Genomic DNA, 19,639 nt, shown 5'->3' on the forward strand with positions numbered 1-19,639 from the left:
TGGATATTAAGAGGGTTTTATTTATGTATTGGATTTAATTTATGTGTCGCGCTTATTCAGCTAATTGTCAATGTCACTAAAAGTTTTATTTAATTAACTAAAAAGGAAATGCACCATGCATCAACAAAACAAACCACTTGATAAGGGGCGTGTAGCCTGTATTGCTGAAAAATATCAGCAAGGCAATACGACCAAAAACCGCTACGCCACATTAGGCCGCGCCACTAAATGGCCAAGCAACCAGCAAGGCGGCAGCGATAGCGTAGAGATAGAGCTCGACACCATGCCAATAAACCACCAAGGCCCGTTAAAGCTGTATATTTTTTGGGATAGCGAAAACCAACAAAACCAAGACCAAAGCCAAGGCTACGCACCGCAGCAATACCAAGCTCCGCAATACCAAGAGCAAAATAATTACCCACAACATGCAACGCAGCAACCCGCGCCACAACAGCAATATGGCAGGCAGCGCCAGTAAAAAATAAAAACACCACCCACAAAAAAGCCCGCATAACGCGGGCTTTTTTATGGCTAACAATCAAGACTAAAGCCCAATTAATTCTAACTGTTCTTCACGCGGTAGGTTTTTAATTAGCGACGCGGCTAATTGCGCCGTGGTTTTACACGGTGGGTTTAAGAAGTGATCAAACGATTGGGTAATACGGAACGTAGCCCCGCACTCTTTAGTGTTAGTACATGAGCAATATAAATTTACAACATGGGCGCTTTGCTTTTCGCGTGACGTAATTGTTGCTTTAGCTTCGCAATTTGGACAAGTAACCCGCGCCATAATAACCACCAATCGTTAATAAAATACACTGTTATTATATACAGTGATTTTATGCATAACAAATAGTCACTAAATTATAATTTACGAACATAAAAAAGTTAATCCAATGTGTATTCATAGAAGACACTTAATAATTATAAGTGTTTGACATAAAGCAGAAAAAAAGTCTTTAATAGATAAGCTTGGATATTAATACTTTTCGGAAAATTAACTTTGGAGTAAAAAGTGGACAAATTTTTTTCAATCGCCATTATTATTGCTACTTTTGTTGCAGCATTTGTTTTTGGGTATAGGTCACAACCTACAGAGATGGGACTGATAATGGTATGTGGTTTTATTTTGTTATGCTTCACAAGTTTAGATAAATTTAAAAACTTTAAAGGAGCTGGTTTTAGCGTTGAACTAAGAGAAACTATAGATGAAGCTACTGTAACAAAACAAGAGTTGGAAAAGTTAAATAGTGAGCTTGAAATAAAACTAGAGGAAATAGAAAGAAAGTTAAAGAAAACAAATACTTTAGCTTTAGCTGGTTTGTAATTAACTAGCGCTAAATACAAGCGCTAGTGTTTACTCTGTTCTGTATTTTCCAAAATTAGAAAACTGAACCTTTTAAATATTAATTGAGCAATTGCTTTACGCGCTGGGCTCTAAATCAAAATTTAGCTGTAATTTACTGCCAATTTCAGGATCCCGCGCTACTTCATCACTCATTAATTTAATTAGCGGTTTAGTCTCGTTTTTAAAATACATGGCATCGTATTTAGTCGGGTCGCCAAGGCCTGCATTGTTTGCCGGAATAATACCCGCCAAGCCAGGTGGGAAACGGTGGGCATTTAGTATATCTTGCGCCGATACGTTTTTAACGTTCATAAACTCGTCTTTACTTTCAAAATTACCTACAGGGATTATTTGTAAGCCTTTTTCGCTACCGCCTGGTATGTTTATAAATACAGAGCGGAAGTTACCAGGTCCTTTTGATTCTTGTATTTTCTCTCGAATTTCGTCTTCAATGTCGGGGTCTAAGTTAGGATCAGTCGCGTACATAATAAAACCCATGTGCGCGCCGTTTAAAAAGTACTTACGGCGGAACAGCGTTGCGTCTTCATTTAATAACGTGGCTTGTAACCCGCCTAAGTAATCGGCCAAGCCATACACTTGTTGCACGGGGTCATATTGGCGAATCCAAATAATGTCGCGCTTTTTATATTTTTTAACTTGGCTATTACGTTCAAGCACCACTGCGCCACCATCACCGCCAACACGGGTACGGTAACTAGGCAGCGGAAACAACCTAACAATTTGCCCAAAGCCATTACGTATTTTTAATAGTGCCACATCGCCAAATTGCACCAGGTTTAAAAACCCCGCTTGCACTTGCTGCGCACTCATACCACCACTAATAAAACGGCTCGCGGCCATATTGGCACGGCTTTGCACTATGCCGCCATGTTGGGCGTTACGCCGTGTTAAGTTGGCTAATAAATGCCTATCTACTGGCGGTTCCCAATACTGGTCGGTATCGTTATAAAACAGCGAGTCGTAATCGGTTAGCCACATGTCGGGCATTACTTGCTCAGGCAAGCCAAACACAACGGGCGCATTTTGTTTATTTTGTTGATCGTGCGGCTGGTCAGTTAACTGCTCAGCGTTTTGGTCTAATTCTGCATGGTCCATCGTGATTTTCTCTTATGTGCATGGTTAAGGGGTTCGTTAATAACAGCGTGGCTAATAGCAAAAAATACGTCTGCATGGCCTATGGTGTTATCGCGGCTGGCTTTAAAGGTTATGGCGCCGCCCGAGTCGGTACTGGTGCGGCGTATTGAAAGGCAGCTCATTGCAATGTCTTTATGGGATGCATCCCATTCAAGTCGGCCACCTTCAATCAGGTCGATCATTTTAAGTACTAATCGGGTTTTACTGCCTACGCTGTAATGTATGGCGGTGGCTTCACGCGGGTAAAGTGTGCTTATTGAGTCAAACACCCCCGCACCAATGCCGGTGGTATCTACACCAATATAAGTAACGCGATACTTAGCGTATATTTTTTGAATTTCGCTCACGTGGTGCGAAAAGTTCATCCCGCGCCAATAGTGTTTTTCAAGTATTCTGAATTTTTCGCCCGCTATTTCAGGTGGGGCAACCACCACCAGTGCAGCGTTATCGCGGGTGCGTGATGGGTCGTAACCTAACCACACCTCACGGTTACCGAATGGCTCCACAGCATTGGGTTTGTGATCTTGCCAGCGGGTGGCATCAACCATGGCTTTTTCAAGGTCGCTGAATTTAAATATACTGTCGGCATCGTCCACAAATATGCACATAAACAGGTTATTAAAATCATCGGCGTTGTATTCATCGCGCAGTTCTTCAATGTCGAATAACTCACAGCCACCGCGCAAGGCATCTTCAATAGTAACTACATAGCGCCATTGTTTATCGGGGCACAGCCTGCCGTTATCGCGTAATTCATCAAAGCTGGGGAACTCAATTTCTTCGCGTTCGGCACGCCCTTGGCGCCAGTGATCACCCGTCCAAAATGTATAAGCAGGGTGCGCTTTAGTCGACGGGGTTGAAAAATACGTTTTACGCCACTTTTTATGCGTGGCCATGGCGCTGGCTAATTTGTTTAGCTCGTTAAACTTACCAATCCAAAAGTATTCATCTACATAAACATGGCCGTGGTAACTTTGCGCGGTTTTGCTGTTGGTACTTAAAAACCGTAATTCGGCATCACCGTGGGCAGTGTGCAAAGTAATGGGGTTACCGGTGAGCTCTATTTCAAAAAACTCATGTGCAATGGCAATTATATAACTGCGGAACACCTCAGCTTGCGCTCGACTAGCAGAGAGGAATATTTGTGGGTCGCCACTTAATACCGCATCTTTAAACGCTTCACCTGCAAAGTAATAGGTTGCCCCAATTTGGCGGCTTTTTAAAATATTACGAATACGCTGATGCAAGTTTTCGTGCATGGTTTTTTGGTAACCAAATAACGAGTCGTACCAGGTGCCAAAGTCTTCAGCGGTTAAATGGCTAACATCGTTTTTACGTTTCCGGCCTTTGCTTTTTTTACTGTCTGCACCGCCACCTTTATTGTTTTTATTACTGGGTTGGTTAGTGCTGTGGGGTTGTTCGGCCTGTGCTGCTTTTTCTTGCTGGCCGCGCTGTTTTTTAAGCTTCACATGCTTTTCTATCAGCATGTCGAGCTCTTTTATTTGGTTACCTGTTTTATCGCTTACATCGGTGAGTATTAAAATGCGCCGTGCAATGGCTTCGTCTACGTCTTCTTCGCGCAGCATATCGCGCCAATTGTATTTATCGGCCCAATAGTAAATAACACGGTTGTTTGGTAACGCCAGTTCCGCGCGTATTTCGTCGGGGGTGTGGTGGCGCAAATAAAGCCGTTTTGCTGCTTCGCGTATTTCCGGTGAATAAGCCATTACGTGGTATAAGTCGCTCATAAAATTAATAACTAGCCACAGTGTATTGGTTTACAATAAGCTTATAACCGCATAAAAACCCTCATGTTTCCTAAAACCCCAATCTAGGAATTACCAAAAAGCTAACCAATGTATTCAGCCTTTTTTTATAGCTATGCTGCGTTTAAATATTAAGTAACGCTGGGCTAAGTAATGGCAAAACAATCAGGTTGGGTAATAGCAGCAACAGAAGGCGCAACAGTAGACGGGCGAACCATTTCAAAAGAGTGGATCACTCAAATGGCTGCATCGTATTCGGTTGATGAATACACCGCGCTTATTTGGCCTGAGCACTTTCGTTCAAGTTGGGGCCCAAGCGAGGGTAAAAACTGGGGTACTGTTGACGAAGTAAAAGCCGCTAAACAAGGTGGTAAATTACGCCTGTTTGTAAAAATTACCGCTAACGACTACCTACTAGCTGCCAATAAAGACGGCCAAAAGCTGTTTATGTCTATCGAACCAAACCCAGATTACAAAAGCGAAGGGCGCTGCTACTTACAAGGCCTTGCCGTTACCGACTCGCCAGCCAGTTCTGGCACCAGCCGCTTAAAATTCTCTATTGGTGATAATGAAGCTGATCACGAATATAGCCAACTCGAAACGCTACAACACAGTGACTTTATTACCACCAATAGCGAACCAAATACCCCAAATAGCAAACAAGCCAAAGCGCAAAGCTTAATGGCGCAACTATTTAGCTTATTTTCTAGTGATCAGCAGCCAGCCGATCAGCAAGATGAAATCACCGAGGAAGAACCCATGAACAAAGAACAGTTTGATGCCGTAATGGGCAAGTTTGACGGATTAGATGCCAAGGTGACCGACCTTGAAACTAAATTCAGCAAACCACCAAAAGCCGAAGAAACCCCGCCAGTTGAAGAGCCAAAAGACGACGAGCCTGAAAGCGATAAAGACAAGGCAGGCGTAACCGCTGAGCAGTTTAGCCAGTTAATGGAAAAAATGGACGGCTTTAGTCAAAAGGTAGACGGCATAGAAAACAAATTTAATGCCCTTAGCCAAGAGCAAGGCGGCCAAGAGCCCGGCCCAGTAGGCGGCGAAACCATAGACCTGGTTTAACCAAGCGCTTAACCACGTTTACCTTTATTAATGCATAACAGAGCGAGATAACGCATGCAATTAAATCAAATAGCCGCTGGGTTTTTAAAACAATACTCAACGCAACTAGCTAAAACATTCGGTGTTGAAGACGTAACTAAACAGTTTGCAGTAACAGCACCAATGGAAACCAAACTACGTTCCGCGCTTTTAGAGTCGGTCGAGTTCCTGCGCATGATCACCACTATGCCAGTCGATCAGCTAAGTGGCCAAGTAGTAAAAGTAGGTAACTACGGTATTGCGACAGGTCGTAAAGCAGGTGGCCGTTTTACATCAGGTCAAGGCGTTGACGGCTTTAAATATCAGTTAACAGAAACCGATTCATGTTCAGCGCTTACATGGGCGCTGTTATCTGCATGGGGTAATGCCGGTAATCAAAATGAGTTTATGAAAAAAATGAACGACAACGCAACGCACCGTTTTGCACTCGATATGCTGCGCGTTGGTTTTAATGGTACATCAATCGCCCCTACATCAGACCCAGTAGCAAACCCATTGGGCGAAGATGTAAACAAAGGCTGGCATCAAATCGTTAAAGAAAATGCGGCAGACCAAATTGTAACTGACGCTATTTACTTTAACCCAGACGCAACCGAAGCGCTTAAAGATGGCGAATACAAAACATTAGACGCCATTGTTACCGAGCTTAAAAATACGCTTATTCATCCGTCATTACGTAACGACCCACGCTTAGTTGTATTGGTTGGTAGTGACTTAACGGCCACTGCACAAACCAAGCTAATGAACCAAGCTGACAAGCCAAGCGAACGCGTGGCCGCTCAGCAAATGGATAAAAACATTGGTGGTATGCGCGCCTACACACCGCCGTTCTTCCCAGGTAAACGCATTGTAGTAACGATGCTAAGCAACTTGCATATTTATACGCAGCGCGGCACATCACATCGTAAGTCTGAAAATGTTGAAGACCGTAAGCAGTACGAAGACAAGTACTGGCGTAACGAAGGCTACGCAATTGAAGAGTTTGAAGCGTACGCCGCAATCGACGAAGCCAACATGAACATTGGCGCAGCACCAGCCGCTTAAGCGCGATTGGTAAATGCATTGCTAGGTTAACCGCCTAGCAATTAACCCACTTATAAAAGGTAAACGTGCCATGAGTGCCATTGCTAATTTTAAAAAACGCCGCCTAGCTGAAAAAGCCAAGCAAAATGCGGTGGCTGAAACAGGCAAAAAGCTTGTTGATACGATGAAAGGTTTGGCTGATGAAGCCAAAGAAACCACCGCGCTTAAACTGCTCGCGCAGTTACTAGGTTGTGACGAATCAAAAGCCATTGAAACAGCGCAAGAATACGTTGAGCAAAACATTCATTTTTTTGATGTGAATATGAGTTTTGATCCTGCCGCTGAGGGAGAAGACAAAACCGCTGTTGCTGAAGTAACCCTTGATGAAAGCGGCAACATTGAAAACATTGATGTTTCAAACGTTGAAGATGCAACCGACGAGCTAAACGAAAGCATTAACACCGCAAGCAATGCCGCAGGCGAAATTGAAAACGCCGCAGATAAAGCAAGCGATGCTGCCAGCGATTTAGCCTACCAAGCCGACGATATTAACGCCGCTAATAGCGACTTAAAAGACACGGTTGAAGAGCTAAAAAAGCCGTCGGCGGCGCAAGAATCCTCCAGTTCAAAGAGCAAAACCAAGCAAAAAAGCAGCTCGAAAAAGTAAGCCTAACAGGCTCAGGGCAATACGCCCCAAGCCTGCACTTACAGCTTATTGAATTAGAAGACGACTTAAAACGCTTAAAAAGCTATGTAACCCGCGCCGACAAAATCACCCACAAACGTGATGTGTTATTGCCAAAGTGGTTACCTATTGTTGAAGAGTATTTAGCAAAAAAAGGAAAACAAAATGAAGACAACCCGATTTATGCGTACTGCACGATTTGGCTGTTTGATGTTGGCAACTTCGCTCGCGGTATTGAGTTTGGTTTCAGAGCCATTGAGCTTAACCAGCCCATGGCTAGCAGCATTCGCCGCCAGTGGCCTGGTTTTATTGCCGACACTGTTTTTGAGTGGGCAAGCACCCAAGCAGAAAAAGGCAACAGCATTGAGCCGTATTTTGGCCAAGTGTTCAGCAAGGTTGCGAACACGTGGAAATTACCTGAGCAAGTTACGGCTAAGTACTACAAGTTTGCAGGCCTTGCGTTACTGCGCAGCAAAAACGGCGACATATCGCCATCGCATGTGGGCGACGTGCAACGCTTACAGCAAGCCGATGGCTACTTAGCCAAAGCCGCCGAACTGCATAAAAACGCACAAGTTAAAACAGTAAGAAACAAAATAGCCATGAGATTAAGAGCCATTGCCGAGTTAAACGCTCAGTAATAGCCAAAGCTCCAAACCCTCCAGTGCACTAGCCGAGCGTTTAACGGGCGACCGTTAATAACCGCGTCGACGCTAACTGCACTGAACCCAAATTGAATAGGTATGTGGTATGTCATTTGGATACGAAGCAACAGCACAAAACAGCATTGAAATAGATGCTCAAAGCGGCTGGCCAGCACTAAGCACTGGCGAGTTTCGTGATCATCGCCGCATACCTGAGTTTTACGAAGAAACCGTAATAGCCGACTCATTAAACCGCAGCGCATTAGAAGTACAACAACAGCTAAGTAACTTTTTCATGAAACAAGCAGACACGGACGTCACTTTTACGCTTGTTAGTGGTGTGCCTAATTTTAACGATAAACAACAAAGTGTTTACCGTGGCGCCGTGTATGCCCGTTCGCATGCCGATTTAATGGGGTACTTTTCAGCGGTTGACCAAAAAGATGCAGGCAACAACAAAGCCGATAGCGTTGATCAGCAAGATGCCATATTAGCGCAATCTAACCGCAGCATTCGTTTATTGCTTGGCCTTGGCCGCGCCGGAGTGCACACGCTATGAGCCAAACCATTACCCAATTACAGCAACTAACCGACTTTTTAAACACCAGTTTAAAAGGGGCTATTCACACCAACAACATAGATGCCTGGCAAGAACGCGGCACATTAATAATAAGCGGTGAAGACAAAGGCCAAGACGGTTACTTAGTTGCTAAGTGGAAACACACCGGCGTAATAGCCATTGAAAAATTTCCGCACCGCAAAATAAACCCGTACAACTTACTTGCTCTTATTGCTGCATTTTTAACAGACAGTGATTGGCCACGCGACGAATACGCCCTAGACGACCCAGAAATAGACATAGACGTAGTAAGCAAAGACAACGCCACCGTACTGATAGACGTGCAACTTCTTGACGACATTGAGCTAATACCCGCCGACAACGGCCCTATTTTATTTAATGGCGCCCGTTATTACGTATCGCTTGCGCCAATTAGTGTTGCCGAAGACGTAGACGTAAATATTAAGGGGCAATCATGAGTTTAGTGATCACCCCCAATAGCAAACAAGCATTAAGCGCTAAGCAGCAATTGCAGCTATTGGCGTTACCACCGGCTAAACGCATTAGGCTATTAAAAAAATTAGGCCGCTATGAGCGTAAGCTTGCGCGCCAACGCATACGCACACAAACCACGGTAAACGGTAAAAAGTTTGCAGGGCGCAGCGACGGCAAAAAAACCAAAGTGCTTAAACGCATGGGTAAAACATTAGAACCCTATGTAAAAGCCAGTAAGCGCCTAGAGCTTAAACATAAAAATTCATTTACGGGACGCATTGCAGCGCTACACCAAGAGGGCGGCAGTGAACGAATGACCGCCAGCCGCATGGCGCGTATTCATGGCAAACCAAATTACCAAGCGCCGTGTACCCGCAGCCAAGCAAAAGCATTAGCGGCCGAGGGTTACAAAGTACGCAGGGCAAAAGGCAAAGGCTACCGCCGCGCCACCATTAAAGAAATTGCAGGCAGCTTAACCCATGGCAAAGCCACATTAGTGTTAAGTGAATTGCGCGGCCAAAAAAGCCGTAAAAGCTGGCCAATACCGGTAAAAGCGCGACCGTTTTTAGGCGACACAACCGCCAACGTACAACGCGAACTGGCAACAATATTAAACCAACTCAATAAACGAGGATAAACACATGTCACTAGGTAAAGTGCAAGTTAACAATTTGAATTTAGGGCAAGGTGACATCCAAGGTGTTGAACGACACTTCTTGTTTGTTGGCCGTGCCGGTGCAGTCGATGAAGAAAGCCAATTATTTAGCATTGGCGCCAAAACCGACTTAGAAAAAACCTTTGCAGATAGCCCACTGCGCGATCAGCTTATTGCTGCGCAATTAAACGCTGGCCAAAACTGGACAGCGGCGGTTTACCCAATGGCTGAACTTGAAACCATTGTTGATGCCATTGACCGCGCCAACGAAGTACAAAGCTTTGAAATGGTAGTGGTATGTGCTGAGCAAACAGCAAGCGCAGAGCTAACCGTAATTCATGATCACTTAGAATCATTAAAAGCCAAACTTGGCCGCTTTGTATCGGCTTTGGTTGCCGTGCCTGGTATTGATGCAGCCACGCAAACATGGCCAGCGTATGAAGCCGCAACCATTGCACTACAAGCCGATATTGCCGCGCACTTAGTGGTACCCGTACCGCAATTACACGGTAATAACGTAGGCGTATTAGCAGGGCGATTATGTGACCGCAGCGTAAGCATTGCCGACAGCCCCATGCGCGTAGCCACTGGCAGTGTGTTAGGCCTAGGCGCGGCACCGGTTGACAGCGAAAACGAGCCGCTATCTCTTGCCACACTAGAAACCCTAGCAAATAAACGCATGAGCGTACCGCAGTGGTATAGCGATTTTGAGGGTGTTTATTGGAGCGATGCCCAAACGCTAGACGCTGCAGGCGGTGACTACCAATACCTTGAGCATTTACGCCCTGCGCATAAAGCCAGCCGCGAAGTTCGCGTGCTAGCTATTCGCCGCATTGGTAATCGTACGCTTAATTCAACACCAAACAGCATTGAGTTAAACAAGGGCTACTTTACCAAGCCGCTTCGCGCTATGAGCAAAAGCACCACTATCAATGGTACACAGTTCCCCGGTGAAATTCAGCCACCAGTTGAAGGGGATATAACCATTGTTTGGACTAGCAATAAAAGCGTAGTTATTTACTTGGTTGTTCGCCCTTACAACTCACCGAAAGAAATTACCGTAAACATCATGCTTGATTTAAGCAGCAACTAGGAGCACTAACCATGCGTTTATCTGGAATGAATTTTAACGTGAACTTGGGTGACATTATGGTCCAAGTTGACACGGCATCACTGGCTATTACCGACAATAGCGCCGTGAGCCAAACAAGTGGCGTGCCTGATGGTTTTGTTGATGGAGATGTAGCGGCCAGCGGTGAGCTATCGGTTAACGCCAGTAACTTTGCGCTTATATCTGATGCAGCAAAAAGTGCAGGCGCTTGGCGCGCAATGGAACCGTTCGACATTATGTTTTATGCAAAAACCAGCAAAGACGAGCTAAAAGTAGAAGCGTTTGGTTGCCGCATTAAGCTAAGCGACATTTTAGACATAGACAAAAAAGGTGGCCAAGCCAGCCTGTTTAAAATTCCGTTTGATGTAACCGACCCCGACTTTGTAAAAATCAACGGTGTGCCGTACTTACGCGCCGAAGAAATTGAAAACATAGTGCAATAAAAAGGCAGTTAGTAAATGGATGATCTAGACCACTTAGTAATTGCACAGGAACGCGCTGAAAAACGATTTACTGATCAGCGCTTAAAAGGACTTAACAACAGCCGCGTGATCAGTGCAACGGATTGCATTGATTGCGGCGATCCAATACCCAAAGCGCGGCAAAAAGCCATCAAAGGTGTGCAGCGCTGTGTACCGTGCCAATCGTTAAGCGAGTAGCAAAATGAACAATATCAAAGTGAATTACAGCTTTATTTCAGAACTAGAGGGCGGCGCACAGTTAAAAGGCTATGTGCCCGATGCGGCTAATTCTAGGTCTGGGGTAACTATTGCCACCGGCTTTGATATTGGCCAGCGATCACGAGAATGCCTAGAGCGCATGTTCAAAGCGCAACCGCAATTAATAGATAAGTTATTACCTTATTGCGAGCAACACGGCGAACACGCAGCAATGATGCTTAACCTAATGCCGCTTAACATCACGCAAGATGAAGCACAGCTAATTGATGAATGCGTAAAGTGTGAGTCAATTAATCTGTTAGCTAAAAAGTACAACCAGCATTCAGCCATTAAGTTTGAGCAACTGCCAGAACCCATGCAAACCGTGATTGCATCGGTGGCGTTTCAGTATGGCGATTTAGCAAAGCGTTGCCCCAACTTTTGGCGCACGGCAATTACTCAAAACTTGCAGGCCATGATTGACGAACTGGTTAACTTTGGCGACCGATACACAACGCGCCGCTGGCGTGAAGCAAGCTATTTAAAACAGGCAGGGCACTAATTATGGAATGGAAAAAAATTGCAAACACAGTAGGCGGTATTGCTGGCGCAGTAGCTCCTTTATTAACTGGCCCTGTTGGTTTAGCGGTAAGTATTGGTAGCCAAATAGCTGGCGCATTAGGCACAGAAAATACGCCAGAAGCCGTGGCCGCTGAACTAAAAAACAACCCTGATGCAGCGCTTAAGTTGCAACAGTGGGCACACGAAGAACGTGAGCAAATACGTCAGGCTAATATTGAGCTGCAAAAAATTGCACTTGAAGAATATAAAGCGGATTTAAACGACCGCCAAAACGCACGAACTAACAATAAAGATCATTGGATGCCGTCAACGCTCACCATCTTACTGTTTGTTCTGTTCTCTGCGGTATTAGGTGCTTTGTTTTACGGCCCCGACATAGAGCGAAACCGTGACCTAATAGTGTATTTGGTTGGCAACTTGTTCGTGCTGCTAGCTAACGCCGCTGCATTTTGGTTAAGCGCTACTAAAAGCTCGAACGATAAAGACAAATTAATGAACCTAATGCAAAAAACGGCAGGGCAAGGAGTAGCAAAATGACCCAAGTAGCAACGTGGCTCATGGTCGCCATTGCATTTATTAGCTTAGTGCTAACCATATTAGTGCCGCTGTTAGTGAGCTTGTTTAATGCCCACAAAGCCACGGCCAAAGAGCTAAGCGACCATAAAACCCATGTGGCCGAAACCTACGCCACAAAAACCGATTTTGACAAATTAACCGATCGTATGGAAAGCCGTATGCGAGATGGATTTGAAACGTTACAAAAATTATTAACTACTCATTCTAAGGATTAACCCATGAAACAAGCAATTATATTAACCATCGCCGCTACTGATTTTACTTTCAACATGACAGTGCAAGATCACAGCGACTTTGTAGACTCAGTAGCGCGTGGCGGCTCTATGACCGCAGCGTCACACAATATGGTAATGCGCACCATTGCCGACGAGCAAAAGCCAGCGCTTAAAAAAGTGATTGAAGCGTCGCCAGGTTCTGAGCTGCAAATTGCATCAACGCTTAAAGCTGAGTTTTCGCCCGTGTTGGAAATTGCCGTAAAAAAATAAGCGGGCTGATTGATTCGATTGATTCTAATCAGCTTGAACAGCTATTTATTTTACGCCGCCATTTATTACCGCATGAAAATGACGACGAGCAAAGCTTAGCCCGCGCTGGTTGGTTGTATAAAAACCAGCGCGAAAACCTAGAAAACGTAATAACCAATGCCGTGTGCAAAGCCTTTGGGGGCAAGTAAATGAGTTTACCGCAACCGCTAATGTTTACCGTTGGCATGATTGACCAAATAACCAAGCCTATTGCCAAAATAAGCAAAGGGTTAAATGGGTTAACCAACGATTACCAAGCAGGCACCATGAAAATGGCGTCGGGCGTTGCGGGTATTGCGGCCAGTGGTTATGCATTGCAAAACGCACTGATGCCAGCCATAGAAATGGACCGCGCATTGGGCGAGGTTAAATCGCTTGGCGTGCGCGAGTCGGCATTAAAACAACTGACTGACACCTCTTACGAATTTGCGCTTAAGTACGGCAAATCGTCGACTGAATTTGTTAAATCGAGCTACGACATACAAAGTGCCATTGCAGGCCTTAACGATGCTGACTTATCAGCGTTTACGCTATCGAGCAATGTGTTAGCCGCTGCGACTAAATCAGACGCCGGTACTATTACCAATTACATGGGCACCATGTATGGCATTTTTAAAAACCAAGCTAATGCTATGGGCAAAGGCGAGTGGGTACAGCAATTAACAGGCATGACGGCCAGTGCAGTACAGGCTTTTAAAACAACGGGCACCGAAATGTCGGGCGCGTTTACCGCCATTGGTGCGCAAGCAACCACAGCAGGTATTGCCATGAACGAGCAAATGGCAATCCTTGGCACATTGCAAGCCACTATGTCGGGCAGTGAAGCAGGTACAAAATATAAGTCGTTTTTAGCGGGGGTGGGTAAAGCACAAGACGCACTAAATTTAAGCTTTACTGACAGCCAAGGCACGATGCTGCCTATGGTCGACATACTCAATAAAATAAAAGGCAAATACGGCGAAACCATAGACGTAACTGAGGGCGACGAACTTAAAAAAGCGTTTGGCTCTAATGAAGCCGTGGCCACCATAAACTTACTGATGAACGATATTGACGGCCTAGGAAAATCAATAAACGACTTGGGCAACGTTACCGGCATGCAAAAAGCCGAAGAAATGGCTTCAGCAATGACCGACCAGAGTGAGCGGCTGGCTCAAAGTTGGTATGTTATTCGAGCTGCGTGGGGTAGTGCAATACTGCCTGTGTTTAATGACTTTGTAGGCATGATTGCTGACATGGGCACAGGCTTAGTGAACTTTACCGAAGAGTTCCCAACACTTACTAAATATATAGGGTATGGCGCTGTTGCATTACTTGGCCTAGTAGCCGCGGGCGGTTTGTTTACACTAATTATGGGCGCGGGAAAAATGGCCATGGTTGCATGGGGCGTGGGTGCAATGGCATGGGCGGGCATAAATGCCGCGCTTACATCGGGTTTAAGTGCATTAAGAGCCGTAATGTTTGCAGTAAACCTTGTTATGTACGCTAACCCAATAGGCTTAATTGTTGCGGGTATTACTTTGGCAATAGCGGCCATTGGCGCACTTGTTTATTACTGGGACGACCTAAAAGCCACCATGAGCGAATGGGGATGGATTAAAGCTATTAGTGGTATTTTTAGCAGTGTATGGGGCGGCATTAAAAGCATATTTAACGACACCATGGATTGGATAATAGATAAATTAAACCTGATCCCCGGGGTTGATATTGAAGTAACGCCTGAAATTGCACCGATTGACAAAACAGTGCCAGAAAACGTAAAAACGCCAGCACCATTAATGCAGTTCGAACAGCAAGCAGTACCGAATAATGTAGTGCCATTTTCTCAGCCAGCCGTACCAGAAAACGTAAAAACGCCAGCACCATTAATACCGTACGAGCAGCAAGCAGTGCCGAATAATGTAGTGCCATTTGCTCAGCCAGCCGTACCAGAAAACGTAAAAACACCTGCGCCATTAATACCGTACGAACAGCAAGCAACGGCTAATAACGTGGTGCCATTTTCGCCGCCTGTTATGCCTGAAAACTTTGTGCTTGAAGCACAGCAAACTGAGCAACTTAAAAGCAAACCACCAAGCTATAACGAACTACCCGCGCTTAAGCTTGAACGCATGCAGCCACAGCAAAGCATTACCAATGCCCGTAATACTAATAGCAACGATAACAGCAAGCGCGTTTACATTGAGAACGTAACGATGAAGTCGGACGACATAGCCCGCGACTTTGAAAAAATGATGGAGCTTACCGGCTAATGATACATATAGATTTAAATGTAGTTGATCGAGACTTGTCGTTTGATGAAGTGCTAACGCCAGCGCAGTTAACTAAGTCTGATGTTATTAGCCAAGATATTAAACACCGATTACTAGAAAGCGGCCTGCCGTTTAGGTTGGTAGGCCAACGCAACATTAACAGCATAAAAATGGTACTGACCGAAGTAGAGCTAATAGTAGAGCAAGACGACCGCTTAGTACCAGGCACAATACAAGTGTTTTATGGCGCCGATAAAAGCATAAAAGTGTTAGCGCAAACAAAAGACTACGGACAAGAGGCGGGCAACTAAATGGCTAATAAAGCACAGTTTGAGCAGGTTCTTATTGATGCAGGCATTCCTGTAACCGAAGAAGACGCCAAAAAAGTATGGGACGAAATAGTAAAACAAGAAGGCTTTGAAGTACAAAACAACAGCCCATTTAGCCCGTTTTGGCGCGCAATAAAAGCCATTGCAACAATACCTGCATTACAAGCAACCGGCTTATTAGCCAGTAGCATTATGCCTAATAGTTTTGTGTTGTCGTCAAACGGGCAGTGGACAGACGAACACGGCGCGGCGCGTAATACGCCCCGTTTAGGCGCTATAAAAACCCAAGGCAATTTAAAAATTAATAGAGCAGCTAGCGATGCTGAATTAACAATACCCAAGGGCACCATTATTAATAGCAGCCCGTTAAACGGCATTACTTACCAGCTTGAAACGCTTTATGAGACGGTATTTGCCGCAGGCGTAAGTGAGCAAACAACGTTAGCACAGGCCCTTATTGAGGGTGGCGACCATAACTTAACAGGCGGTTATTTTAATCAGTTTGCTGAACCCATTGAGGGCGTAAGTGTTGTTAACGAAGACAATTGGATAGTACGCGCAGGGCAAGATATTGAGGGCGACGACAATTACAAACTACGAATACGCGATAAGTTTGCCACACTAGGCAACTACCATGTTGATGCTGTTTACCGCGCCATAATTAGTGAGTTTCCGGGCATATTGGCCGACAACATCGTATTTGATAAAAACGCCCCGCGTGGACCAGGTAGTGCAACCGCGTATGTGCATTTAACCGTGGGCAGTATCAGCCAAGCGGTTATTGATGCAATTAATAACCATATTGCTAGCGGCTACCACGGCACCGGCGACGATATGTTAGTGCAAGCCATACCCACCCAAGCACAAAACATTTTGGCCGATTATTGGTTAAAGCCCAATGTGAGTGACATTCAAAACGAGCTAAACGAGTGCATACGCGCCGCATTTAGAGAAAACGCTGCCTACGAGGTAACAACCTGCAGCGCTAACAGCCGCTTTAGTTTTAGTGTGCTGGCCAGTGAGCTACACCAACAGTTCCCCGAACTTAAATCAATTGAGTTTGCTAACGACGATATTGAAGCAGGCTTGTGGCTACCTGTAATTGGTAGTTTAACCACCACATTGCGAGCAAACGCATGAGTGAACTAGATAAAATTGAACTACCAAGCTGGTTAAGCGATAAGAACGTAAGCGCGTTGGCAAAGGTAGCCCAAACATACTGGCAACGCCTTGAAAGCCAGCTTTTTTGGTGGCTAGAACAGTTAAACGATGAGCAAGCTGCATTGCCTATTTTAGATTTACTTGCGTGGGAACGTGGCATTAACCGGCTAAACGGTGAAAGTGTAGAGCTTTACAGCTTACGCATAAAACACGCCGTGGCTAATAGCGAAGATGCCGGTTTTGATGTGGGCATGGAGCGAATTTTTAAACGCCTGGGCTTTGGCTTTATAGAAGTAAATGCTCGCCAGCCGGGTTTTGATTGGGACATGGTAGAAATTGCCATGCTAGAAGATCAGTTTAATGGCAAAGAGCAGCTAGTAAGCGAAATAATTAAACAGTACGGCCGTACGTGTCGCCGGTATTACCTAACCGCATTAACGGCAGTAACCACCACCAATGCCAGTGGCCTAATTGAATTTGATAAAGAGGTGATAGGGTGAGCCAATTACAAATAACGAACGCAGGGTTAGACTACCGCAACGCCGTATTTGCAGGGGATGAAGTGCAAAACATTACACATTTTGTGTTTGCCAACATTAACGGCCAAGACGAAAACGCACCGATTGATCCTAATACTGTGATACCCGAAAATATTGTGCATAGCCAGCCGGTTAAGGCGGTATCAAAAGTAGATGGGAACGCCATTGTTATAAGCGCGGTACTTGGTTATGACATTGGTGATTTTGAATATAACTGGTACGGCGTAGTGGCAACCAAAGCAAACAACGAGCAGGTGCTTATTGCAGTAGTCACCACGGCCATGCAAACCAAAACCCAAACACAAGACATTGTTGTGGGGAATTACAGCGTAAAAAGCGTGGTTTGGCGCAGCCAAAACATTGCAGAGCAGTTAAACATAACGCTGAGCGTGCTGCCTTGGCAAGTGCAAGAGGGCGAGTTTGTAAGCATGGCAGTATTTGAATCCTATCAAAAGTTTATTACCCAACCTGTGCTTGAATTAAAAAAGCGGCACAACTTAACTGACTCAGCAAACTATAACGCGCCGTTAGTTGCAGAACTGACGGGTAACGAGTGGTTTTCAGTACGGGCCAGTAACGGACAGCCCGTTTTAAAAACGGATGATACTGCAAAGTACAAACGCTTAGCGGATGGTGCTATTGATATCCAAGTAACCATAGTTGCCGATGATAAAAACGAGCGTGTATTTGTGTATAACAAAATAGACAATGTGTGGGAGTTTTAAATGGATAGCATGGTAAAACAATCAGCAATAGAAATTGGCAGTGTAACGCTATCAGCAAAACCGAAATTAGATAATGAATTACCACTACTGGATTGCGATGGCTCGCCGTACTTTGTTGCTGATTACCCGATTTTAACAAGCAAGCTTGAGCGTAAGTTTATTGAACCAAGCATTATTCCAGAGCTGATAACACACGCTAATGTAAGTGAGTACATGAATAGCAAAAGCACAGTGAAAGTAATTAATAGTGTTTTGCACATTTACATAGCAACAGCAGCGAAGGCGGGTGTAATTACTTCAAGCGACGGGGGGCAAACGTTCTCTGAGTTTACTGAGTTTACTGATTTAATTAATAAGCCAAACTACTCAGCAAATACAATAAAAGTAAGTGATGATGGGCAAACAATGCTGATGTGCCCATCAAATAGCTTGATTACATTTACGTCAAAAAATGCAGGTATTACATGGACTGAAACAACACACACTGGCGCGGGTTTAACAAGAATATATGATTATGATGTTGCCCCAAGTGGATTAAAAATGTTTTGTGTTACTGCACCCCAATCAAGTCGTGTATTTATTCATACGACAAACGGTGGCGACACGTGGGCCCAAAAAGCTGTTAGTGGCGTACATTATGCTAATTATTTCGAATATTTGAATGACGTATACATTGTTTTTGCAGATACCTCGGACAATGAAATTGGCAAGTTATGGGCAACATTGGATTTTAAAACCGTTGCGTATACAGCTACATCGCTAACTCAAACAGTGTCTAATAATAAAGGCGCTGCACTTGCAAGAGCTGGCGGTTTTGGCGGGACGTCTACGGATAACTCACGCTACTACATATCAACAAACAATGCAGGAACATGGACTTTACTGCCATATCGTGCAGATGTTTTTGGTAAAAATCATCAATTAAACACGATTATCGACTTTTTATTAACTGCATCAAATGATTTATATGTTGCTAATAGTGACGGCGTATTTTTACTAAAAGATGGTGCAACAAACTGGTCGAGAGTATTTAAGCCCAATTCAGTTGCAGAGCAGATTACAGGCCAAGCGCGGCTAGCTGAAATTAACGGTGATGTATTCATCATTATAGCTACCGCTTTTTATAAAACCGATTCGGTACTTGAAGATTACTTATTTTTTACACCTGATTTGTCAGACTCGCCGCTGAATAGTGTGTGTAAGTTAGTTGGAGATAAGCAACCATGATTTTATATTTATATGATGCAGACGGTGTTTTTAAAGACACATACACATACACACAGGGCGGTGCATTGTCTAAGTTACGCTATGTAACGATAGCACCCCCCAATACCGCAGATAATGAAATGGCTGTGTTTAAAAATGGAAAATGGAATGTAGAAGAGCGCCCCGTTGAAGTGCCATTAATCCCCGTAATAATTGACGATGTAGCAGGGCAGTTAGACGGATACACAAACGTTGAAAACGAATACACCGTGCCACAAGCCAGCGACTCGGTTATAGCTACTGGGCAATTAGCCATTCCTGATCGTAAATTTAAAGTGCCCTTTAAGCGTATTGATACTGGCCGTGTTCAGTTAATGCCAGCCGAAGTAGTAAGCGGTGTATTTACCTTGCCGCTTAAGTTTGAAACTAACGGCGTGTGGATTGTTAACCAAGCGCTTATTAACTCTGATTATGCACAAGATATTTTTGCACTAACAGAGCGCCGGTTCTCAGTAATTTAGGTGCAGAC

The 19,639-nt window shown here is 44.6% G+C and carries 27 protein-coding genes; 24 read left to right on the forward strand and 3 right to left on the reverse strand.

What is annotated here, in order from left to right; genetic code table 11:
- Nucleotides 1-115: 115 nt before the first annotated feature.
- On the forward strand, nt 116-478 hold the full coding sequence (locus ACJJVZ_RS06090) for a hypothetical protein (RefSeq protein WP_405598981.1): 363 nt from the start codon (nt 116-118) through the stop codon (nt 476-478).
- Nucleotides 479-544: 66 nt separating this feature from the next.
- On the opposite strand, the gene ACJJVZ_RS06095 is transcribed toward ACJJVZ_RS06090, so the two are convergent.
- Nucleotides 545-790, reverse strand: coding sequence for an ogr/Delta-like zinc finger family protein (locus tag ACJJVZ_RS06095; protein ID WP_009838248.1), 246 nt, complete (start codon nt 788-790; stop codon nt 545-547).
- Nucleotides 791-1,015: 225 nt separating this feature from the next.
- On the opposite strand from ACJJVZ_RS06095, the gene ACJJVZ_RS06100 reads away from it, so the two are divergent.
- Nucleotides 1,016-1,327 (forward strand): hypothetical protein, encoded by a 312-nt coding sequence (locus ACJJVZ_RS06100; RefSeq protein WP_405598984.1) that lies wholly within the window; start codon nt 1,016-1,018, stop codon nt 1,325-1,327.
- Between the two features lie 96 nt (nt 1,328-1,423).
- On the opposite strand, the gene ACJJVZ_RS06105 is transcribed toward ACJJVZ_RS06100, so the two are convergent.
- Together ACJJVZ_RS06105 and ACJJVZ_RS06110 are read right to left on the reverse strand one after the other, a co-directional pair.
- Nucleotides 1,424-2,464: a phage portal protein gene (locus tag ACJJVZ_RS06105; RefSeq protein WP_405598986.1), complete on the reverse strand. Its 1,041-nt coding sequence runs from the start codon at nt 2,462-2,464 to the stop codon at nt 1,424-1,426.
- Nucleotides 2,446-4,230 carry a terminase large subunit domain-containing protein gene (locus tag ACJJVZ_RS06110; protein ID WP_405599105.1) on the reverse strand — a complete coding sequence of 595 codons (1,785 nt, stop codon included), beginning with the start codon at nt 4,228-4,230 and terminating at the stop codon, nt 2,446-2,448. The genes ACJJVZ_RS06105 and ACJJVZ_RS06110 overlap by 19 nt, the downstream gene beginning before the upstream one ends.
- Before the next feature lie 192 nt (nt 4,231-4,422).
- Between ACJJVZ_RS06110 and ACJJVZ_RS06115 the strand changes: the two genes are divergently transcribed.
- From ACJJVZ_RS06115 to ACJJVZ_RS06220, 22 genes are all read left to right on the forward strand, one after another.
- A complete protein-coding gene (locus tag ACJJVZ_RS06115; protein ID WP_405598989.1) occupies nt 4,423-5,346 on the forward strand; it encodes a GPO family capsid scaffolding protein in 924 nt (307 codons plus the stop codon).
- 54 nt (nt 5,347-5,400) lie between these two features.
- On the forward strand, nt 5,401-6,429 hold the full coding sequence (locus tag ACJJVZ_RS06120; protein WP_405598992.1) for a phage major capsid protein, P2 family: 1,029 nt from the start codon (nt 5,401-5,403) through the stop codon (nt 6,427-6,429).
- Nucleotides 6,430-6,499: 70 nt separating this feature from the next.
- Nucleotides 6,500-7,075, forward strand: a complete 576-nt coding sequence (locus ACJJVZ_RS06125; protein WP_405598995.1) for a hypothetical protein — start codon at nt 6,500-6,502, stop codon at nt 7,073-7,075.
- A 47-nt stretch (nt 7,076-7,122) separates the two neighbouring features.
- Nucleotides 7,123-7,734, forward strand: a complete 612-nt coding sequence (gene gpM, locus ACJJVZ_RS06130) for a phage terminase small subunit (RefSeq protein WP_405599107.1) — start codon at nt 7,123-7,125, stop codon at nt 7,732-7,734.
- Between the two features lie 109 nt (nt 7,735-7,843).
- Nucleotides 7,844-8,296: a head completion/stabilization protein gene (locus ACJJVZ_RS06135; protein WP_138571000.1), complete on the forward strand. Its 453-nt coding sequence runs from the start codon at nt 7,844-7,846 to the stop codon at nt 8,294-8,296.
- Nucleotides 8,293-8,775 carry a phage tail protein gene (locus ACJJVZ_RS06140; RefSeq protein WP_138571001.1) on the forward strand — a complete coding sequence of 161 codons (483 nt, stop codon included), beginning with the start codon at nt 8,293-8,295 and terminating at the stop codon, nt 8,773-8,775. Before ACJJVZ_RS06135 ends, ACJJVZ_RS06140 begins: the two co-directional genes overlap by 4 nt.
- Nucleotides 8,772-9,428, forward strand: coding sequence for a hypothetical protein (locus ACJJVZ_RS06145; protein ID WP_405598998.1), 657 nt, complete (start codon nt 8,772-8,774; stop codon nt 9,426-9,428). The genes ACJJVZ_RS06140 and ACJJVZ_RS06145 overlap by 4 nt, the downstream gene beginning before the upstream one ends.
- A 4-nt stretch (nt 9,429-9,432) precedes the next feature.
- Nucleotides 9,433-10,539, forward strand: a complete 1,107-nt coding sequence (locus tag ACJJVZ_RS06150; RefSeq protein WP_405599001.1) for a DUF2586 domain-containing protein — start codon at nt 9,433-9,435, stop codon at nt 10,537-10,539.
- Between the two features lie 26 nt (nt 10,540-10,565).
- The gene (locus ACJJVZ_RS06155) at nt 10,566-11,000 is read left to right on the forward strand and encodes a phage protein (RefSeq protein ID WP_405599109.1); all 435 of its coding nucleotides are present in this window, start codon (nt 10,566-10,568) and stop codon (nt 10,998-11,000) included.
- 15 nt (nt 11,001-11,015) lie between these two features.
- Nucleotides 11,016-11,216: a TraR/DksA C4-type zinc finger protein gene (locus ACJJVZ_RS06160; RefSeq protein WP_024602995.1), complete on the forward strand. Its 201-nt coding sequence runs from the start codon at nt 11,016-11,018 to the stop codon at nt 11,214-11,216.
- A 4-nt stretch (nt 11,217-11,220) separates the two neighbouring features.
- A complete protein-coding gene (locus tag ACJJVZ_RS06165) occupies nt 11,221-11,778 on the forward strand; it encodes a pesticin C-terminus-like muramidase (protein WP_405599004.1) in 558 nt (185 codons plus the stop codon).
- 2 nt (nt 11,779-11,780) lie between these two features.
- On the forward strand, nt 11,781-12,335 hold the full coding sequence (locus ACJJVZ_RS06170) for a hypothetical protein (RefSeq protein WP_024602997.1): 555 nt from the start codon (nt 11,781-11,783) through the stop codon (nt 12,333-12,335).
- A complete protein-coding gene (locus ACJJVZ_RS06175) occupies nt 12,332-12,589 on the forward strand; it encodes a hypothetical protein (protein WP_024602998.1) in 258 nt (85 codons plus the stop codon). Before ACJJVZ_RS06170 ends, ACJJVZ_RS06175 begins: the two co-directional genes overlap by 4 nt.
- A gap of 3 nt (nt 12,590-12,592) precedes the next feature.
- Entirely contained in the window at nt 12,593-12,859 is a 267-nt protein-coding gene (locus ACJJVZ_RS06180) for a putative phage tail assembly chaperone (protein ID WP_405599007.1), read from the forward strand.
- Nucleotides 12,860-12,906: 47 nt separating this feature from the next.
- Nucleotides 12,907-13,047, forward strand: a complete 141-nt coding sequence (locus ACJJVZ_RS06185) for a DUF6890 family protein (protein WP_405599111.1) — start codon at nt 12,907-12,909, stop codon at nt 13,045-13,047.
- Nucleotides 13,048-15,150 (forward strand): phage tail tape measure protein, encoded by a 2,103-nt coding sequence (locus ACJJVZ_RS06190; RefSeq protein WP_405599010.1) that lies wholly within the window; start codon nt 13,048-13,050, stop codon nt 15,148-15,150.
- The gene (locus ACJJVZ_RS06195) at nt 15,150-15,461 is read left to right on the forward strand and encodes a DUF2590 family protein (protein WP_272452678.1); all 312 of its coding nucleotides are present in this window, start codon (nt 15,150-15,152) and stop codon (nt 15,459-15,461) included. Before ACJJVZ_RS06190 ends, ACJJVZ_RS06195 begins: the two co-directional genes overlap by 1 nt.
- Nucleotides 15,462-16,619: a baseplate J/gp47 family protein gene (locus tag ACJJVZ_RS06200; RefSeq protein WP_405599012.1), complete on the forward strand. Its 1,158-nt coding sequence runs from the start codon at nt 15,462-15,464 to the stop codon at nt 16,617-16,619. It abuts the gene before it with no gap.
- Nucleotides 16,616-17,140, forward strand: a complete 525-nt coding sequence (locus ACJJVZ_RS06205; protein ID WP_405599014.1) for a hypothetical protein — start codon at nt 16,616-16,618, stop codon at nt 17,138-17,140. The genes ACJJVZ_RS06200 and ACJJVZ_RS06205 overlap by 4 nt, the downstream gene beginning before the upstream one ends.
- Nucleotides 17,137-17,904: a phage tail protein gene (locus ACJJVZ_RS06210; RefSeq protein WP_405599017.1), complete on the forward strand. Its 768-nt coding sequence runs from the start codon at nt 17,137-17,139 to the stop codon at nt 17,902-17,904. Before ACJJVZ_RS06205 ends, ACJJVZ_RS06210 begins: the two co-directional genes overlap by 4 nt.
- Nucleotides 17,905-19,131 (forward strand): hypothetical protein, encoded by a 1,227-nt coding sequence (locus ACJJVZ_RS06215; protein WP_405599020.1) that lies wholly within the window; start codon nt 17,905-17,907, stop codon nt 19,129-19,131.
- Nucleotides 19,128-19,631: a hypothetical protein gene (locus ACJJVZ_RS06220; RefSeq protein WP_405599022.1), complete on the forward strand. Its 504-nt coding sequence runs from the start codon at nt 19,128-19,130 to the stop codon at nt 19,629-19,631. Before ACJJVZ_RS06215 ends, ACJJVZ_RS06220 begins: the two co-directional genes overlap by 4 nt.
- Nucleotides 19,632-19,639: the final 8 nt, after the last annotated feature.

Source organism: Pseudoalteromonas sp. Ld19 (assembly GCF_045064135.1).
In the GTDB taxonomy this organism is placed as follows: Bacteria; Pseudomonadota; Gammaproteobacteria; order Enterobacterales; family Alteromonadaceae; genus Pseudoalteromonas; species Pseudoalteromonas aliena.

What these genes read in the sequence shown, in the direction of transcription:
- ACJJVZ_RS06140 (WP_138571001.1), top strand. Translation starts at nt 8,293, where the DNA reads ATGAGCCAAACCATTACCCAATTACAGCAACTAACCGACTTTTTAAAC.
- ACJJVZ_RS06220 (WP_405599022.1), top strand. Translation starts at nt 19,128, where the DNA reads ATGATTTTATATTTATATGATGCAGACGGTGTTTTTAAAGACACATAC.
- ACJJVZ_RS06155 (WP_405599109.1), top strand. Translation starts at nt 10,566, where the DNA reads ATGAATTTTAACGTGAACTTGGGTGACATTATGGTCCAAGTTGACACG.
- ACJJVZ_RS06090 (WP_405598981.1), top strand. Translation starts at nt 116, where the DNA reads ATGCATCAACAAAACAAACCACTTGATAAGGGGCGTGTAGCCTGTATT.
- ACJJVZ_RS06170 (WP_024602997.1), top strand. Translation starts at nt 11,781, where the DNA reads ATGGAATGGAAAAAAATTGCAAACACAGTAGGCGGTATTGCTGGCGCA.
- ACJJVZ_RS06095 (WP_009838248.1), bottom strand. Translation starts at nt 790, where the DNA reads ATGGCGCGGGTTACTTGTCCAAATTGCGAAGCTAAAGCAACAATTACG.
- ACJJVZ_RS06175 (WP_024602998.1), top strand. Translation starts at nt 12,332, where the DNA reads ATGACCCAAGTAGCAACGTGGCTCATGGTCGCCATTGCATTTATTAGC.
- ACJJVZ_RS06105 (WP_405598986.1), bottom strand. Translation starts at nt 2,464, where the DNA reads ATGGACCATGCAGAATTAGACCAAAACGCTGAGCAGTTAACTGACCAG.
- ACJJVZ_RS06200 (WP_405599012.1), top strand. Translation starts at nt 15,462, where the DNA reads ATGGCTAATAAAGCACAGTTTGAGCAGGTTCTTATTGATGCAGGCATT.
- ACJJVZ_RS06205 (WP_405599014.1), top strand. Translation starts at nt 16,616, where the DNA reads ATGAGTGAACTAGATAAAATTGAACTACCAAGCTGGTTAAGCGATAAG.
- ACJJVZ_RS06165 (WP_405599004.1), top strand. Translation starts at nt 11,221, where the DNA reads ATGAACAATATCAAAGTGAATTACAGCTTTATTTCAGAACTAGAGGGC.
- ACJJVZ_RS06180 (WP_405599007.1), top strand. Translation starts at nt 12,593, where the DNA reads ATGAAACAAGCAATTATATTAACCATCGCCGCTACTGATTTTACTTTC.
- ACJJVZ_RS06150 (WP_405599001.1), top strand. Translation starts at nt 9,433, where the DNA reads ATGTCACTAGGTAAAGTGCAAGTTAACAATTTGAATTTAGGGCAAGGT.
- ACJJVZ_RS06135 (WP_138571000.1), top strand. Translation starts at nt 7,844, where the DNA reads ATGTCATTTGGATACGAAGCAACAGCACAAAACAGCATTGAAATAGAT.
- ACJJVZ_RS06160 (WP_024602995.1), top strand. Translation starts at nt 11,016, where the DNA reads ATGGATGATCTAGACCACTTAGTAATTGCACAGGAACGCGCTGAAAAA.
- ACJJVZ_RS06215 (WP_405599020.1), top strand. Translation starts at nt 17,905, where the DNA reads ATGGATAGCATGGTAAAACAATCAGCAATAGAAATTGGCAGTGTAACG.
- ACJJVZ_RS06195 (WP_272452678.1), top strand. Translation starts at nt 15,150, where the DNA reads ATGATACATATAGATTTAAATGTAGTTGATCGAGACTTGTCGTTTGAT.
- ACJJVZ_RS06190 (WP_405599010.1), top strand. Translation starts at nt 13,048, where the DNA reads ATGAGTTTACCGCAACCGCTAATGTTTACCGTTGGCATGATTGACCAA.
- ACJJVZ_RS06145 (WP_405598998.1), top strand. Translation starts at nt 8,772, where the DNA reads ATGAGTTTAGTGATCACCCCCAATAGCAAACAAGCATTAAGCGCTAAG.
- ACJJVZ_RS06115 (WP_405598989.1), top strand. Translation starts at nt 4,423, where the DNA reads ATGGCAAAACAATCAGGTTGGGTAATAGCAGCAACAGAAGGCGCAACA.
- ACJJVZ_RS06125 (WP_405598995.1), top strand. Translation starts at nt 6,500, where the DNA reads ATGAGTGCCATTGCTAATTTTAAAAAACGCCGCCTAGCTGAAAAAGCC.
- ACJJVZ_RS06110 (WP_405599105.1), bottom strand. Translation starts at nt 4,230, where the DNA reads ATGGCTTATTCACCGGAAATACGCGAAGCAGCAAAACGGCTTTATTTG.
- ACJJVZ_RS06120 (WP_405598992.1), top strand. Translation starts at nt 5,401, where the DNA reads ATGCAATTAAATCAAATAGCCGCTGGGTTTTTAAAACAATACTCAACG.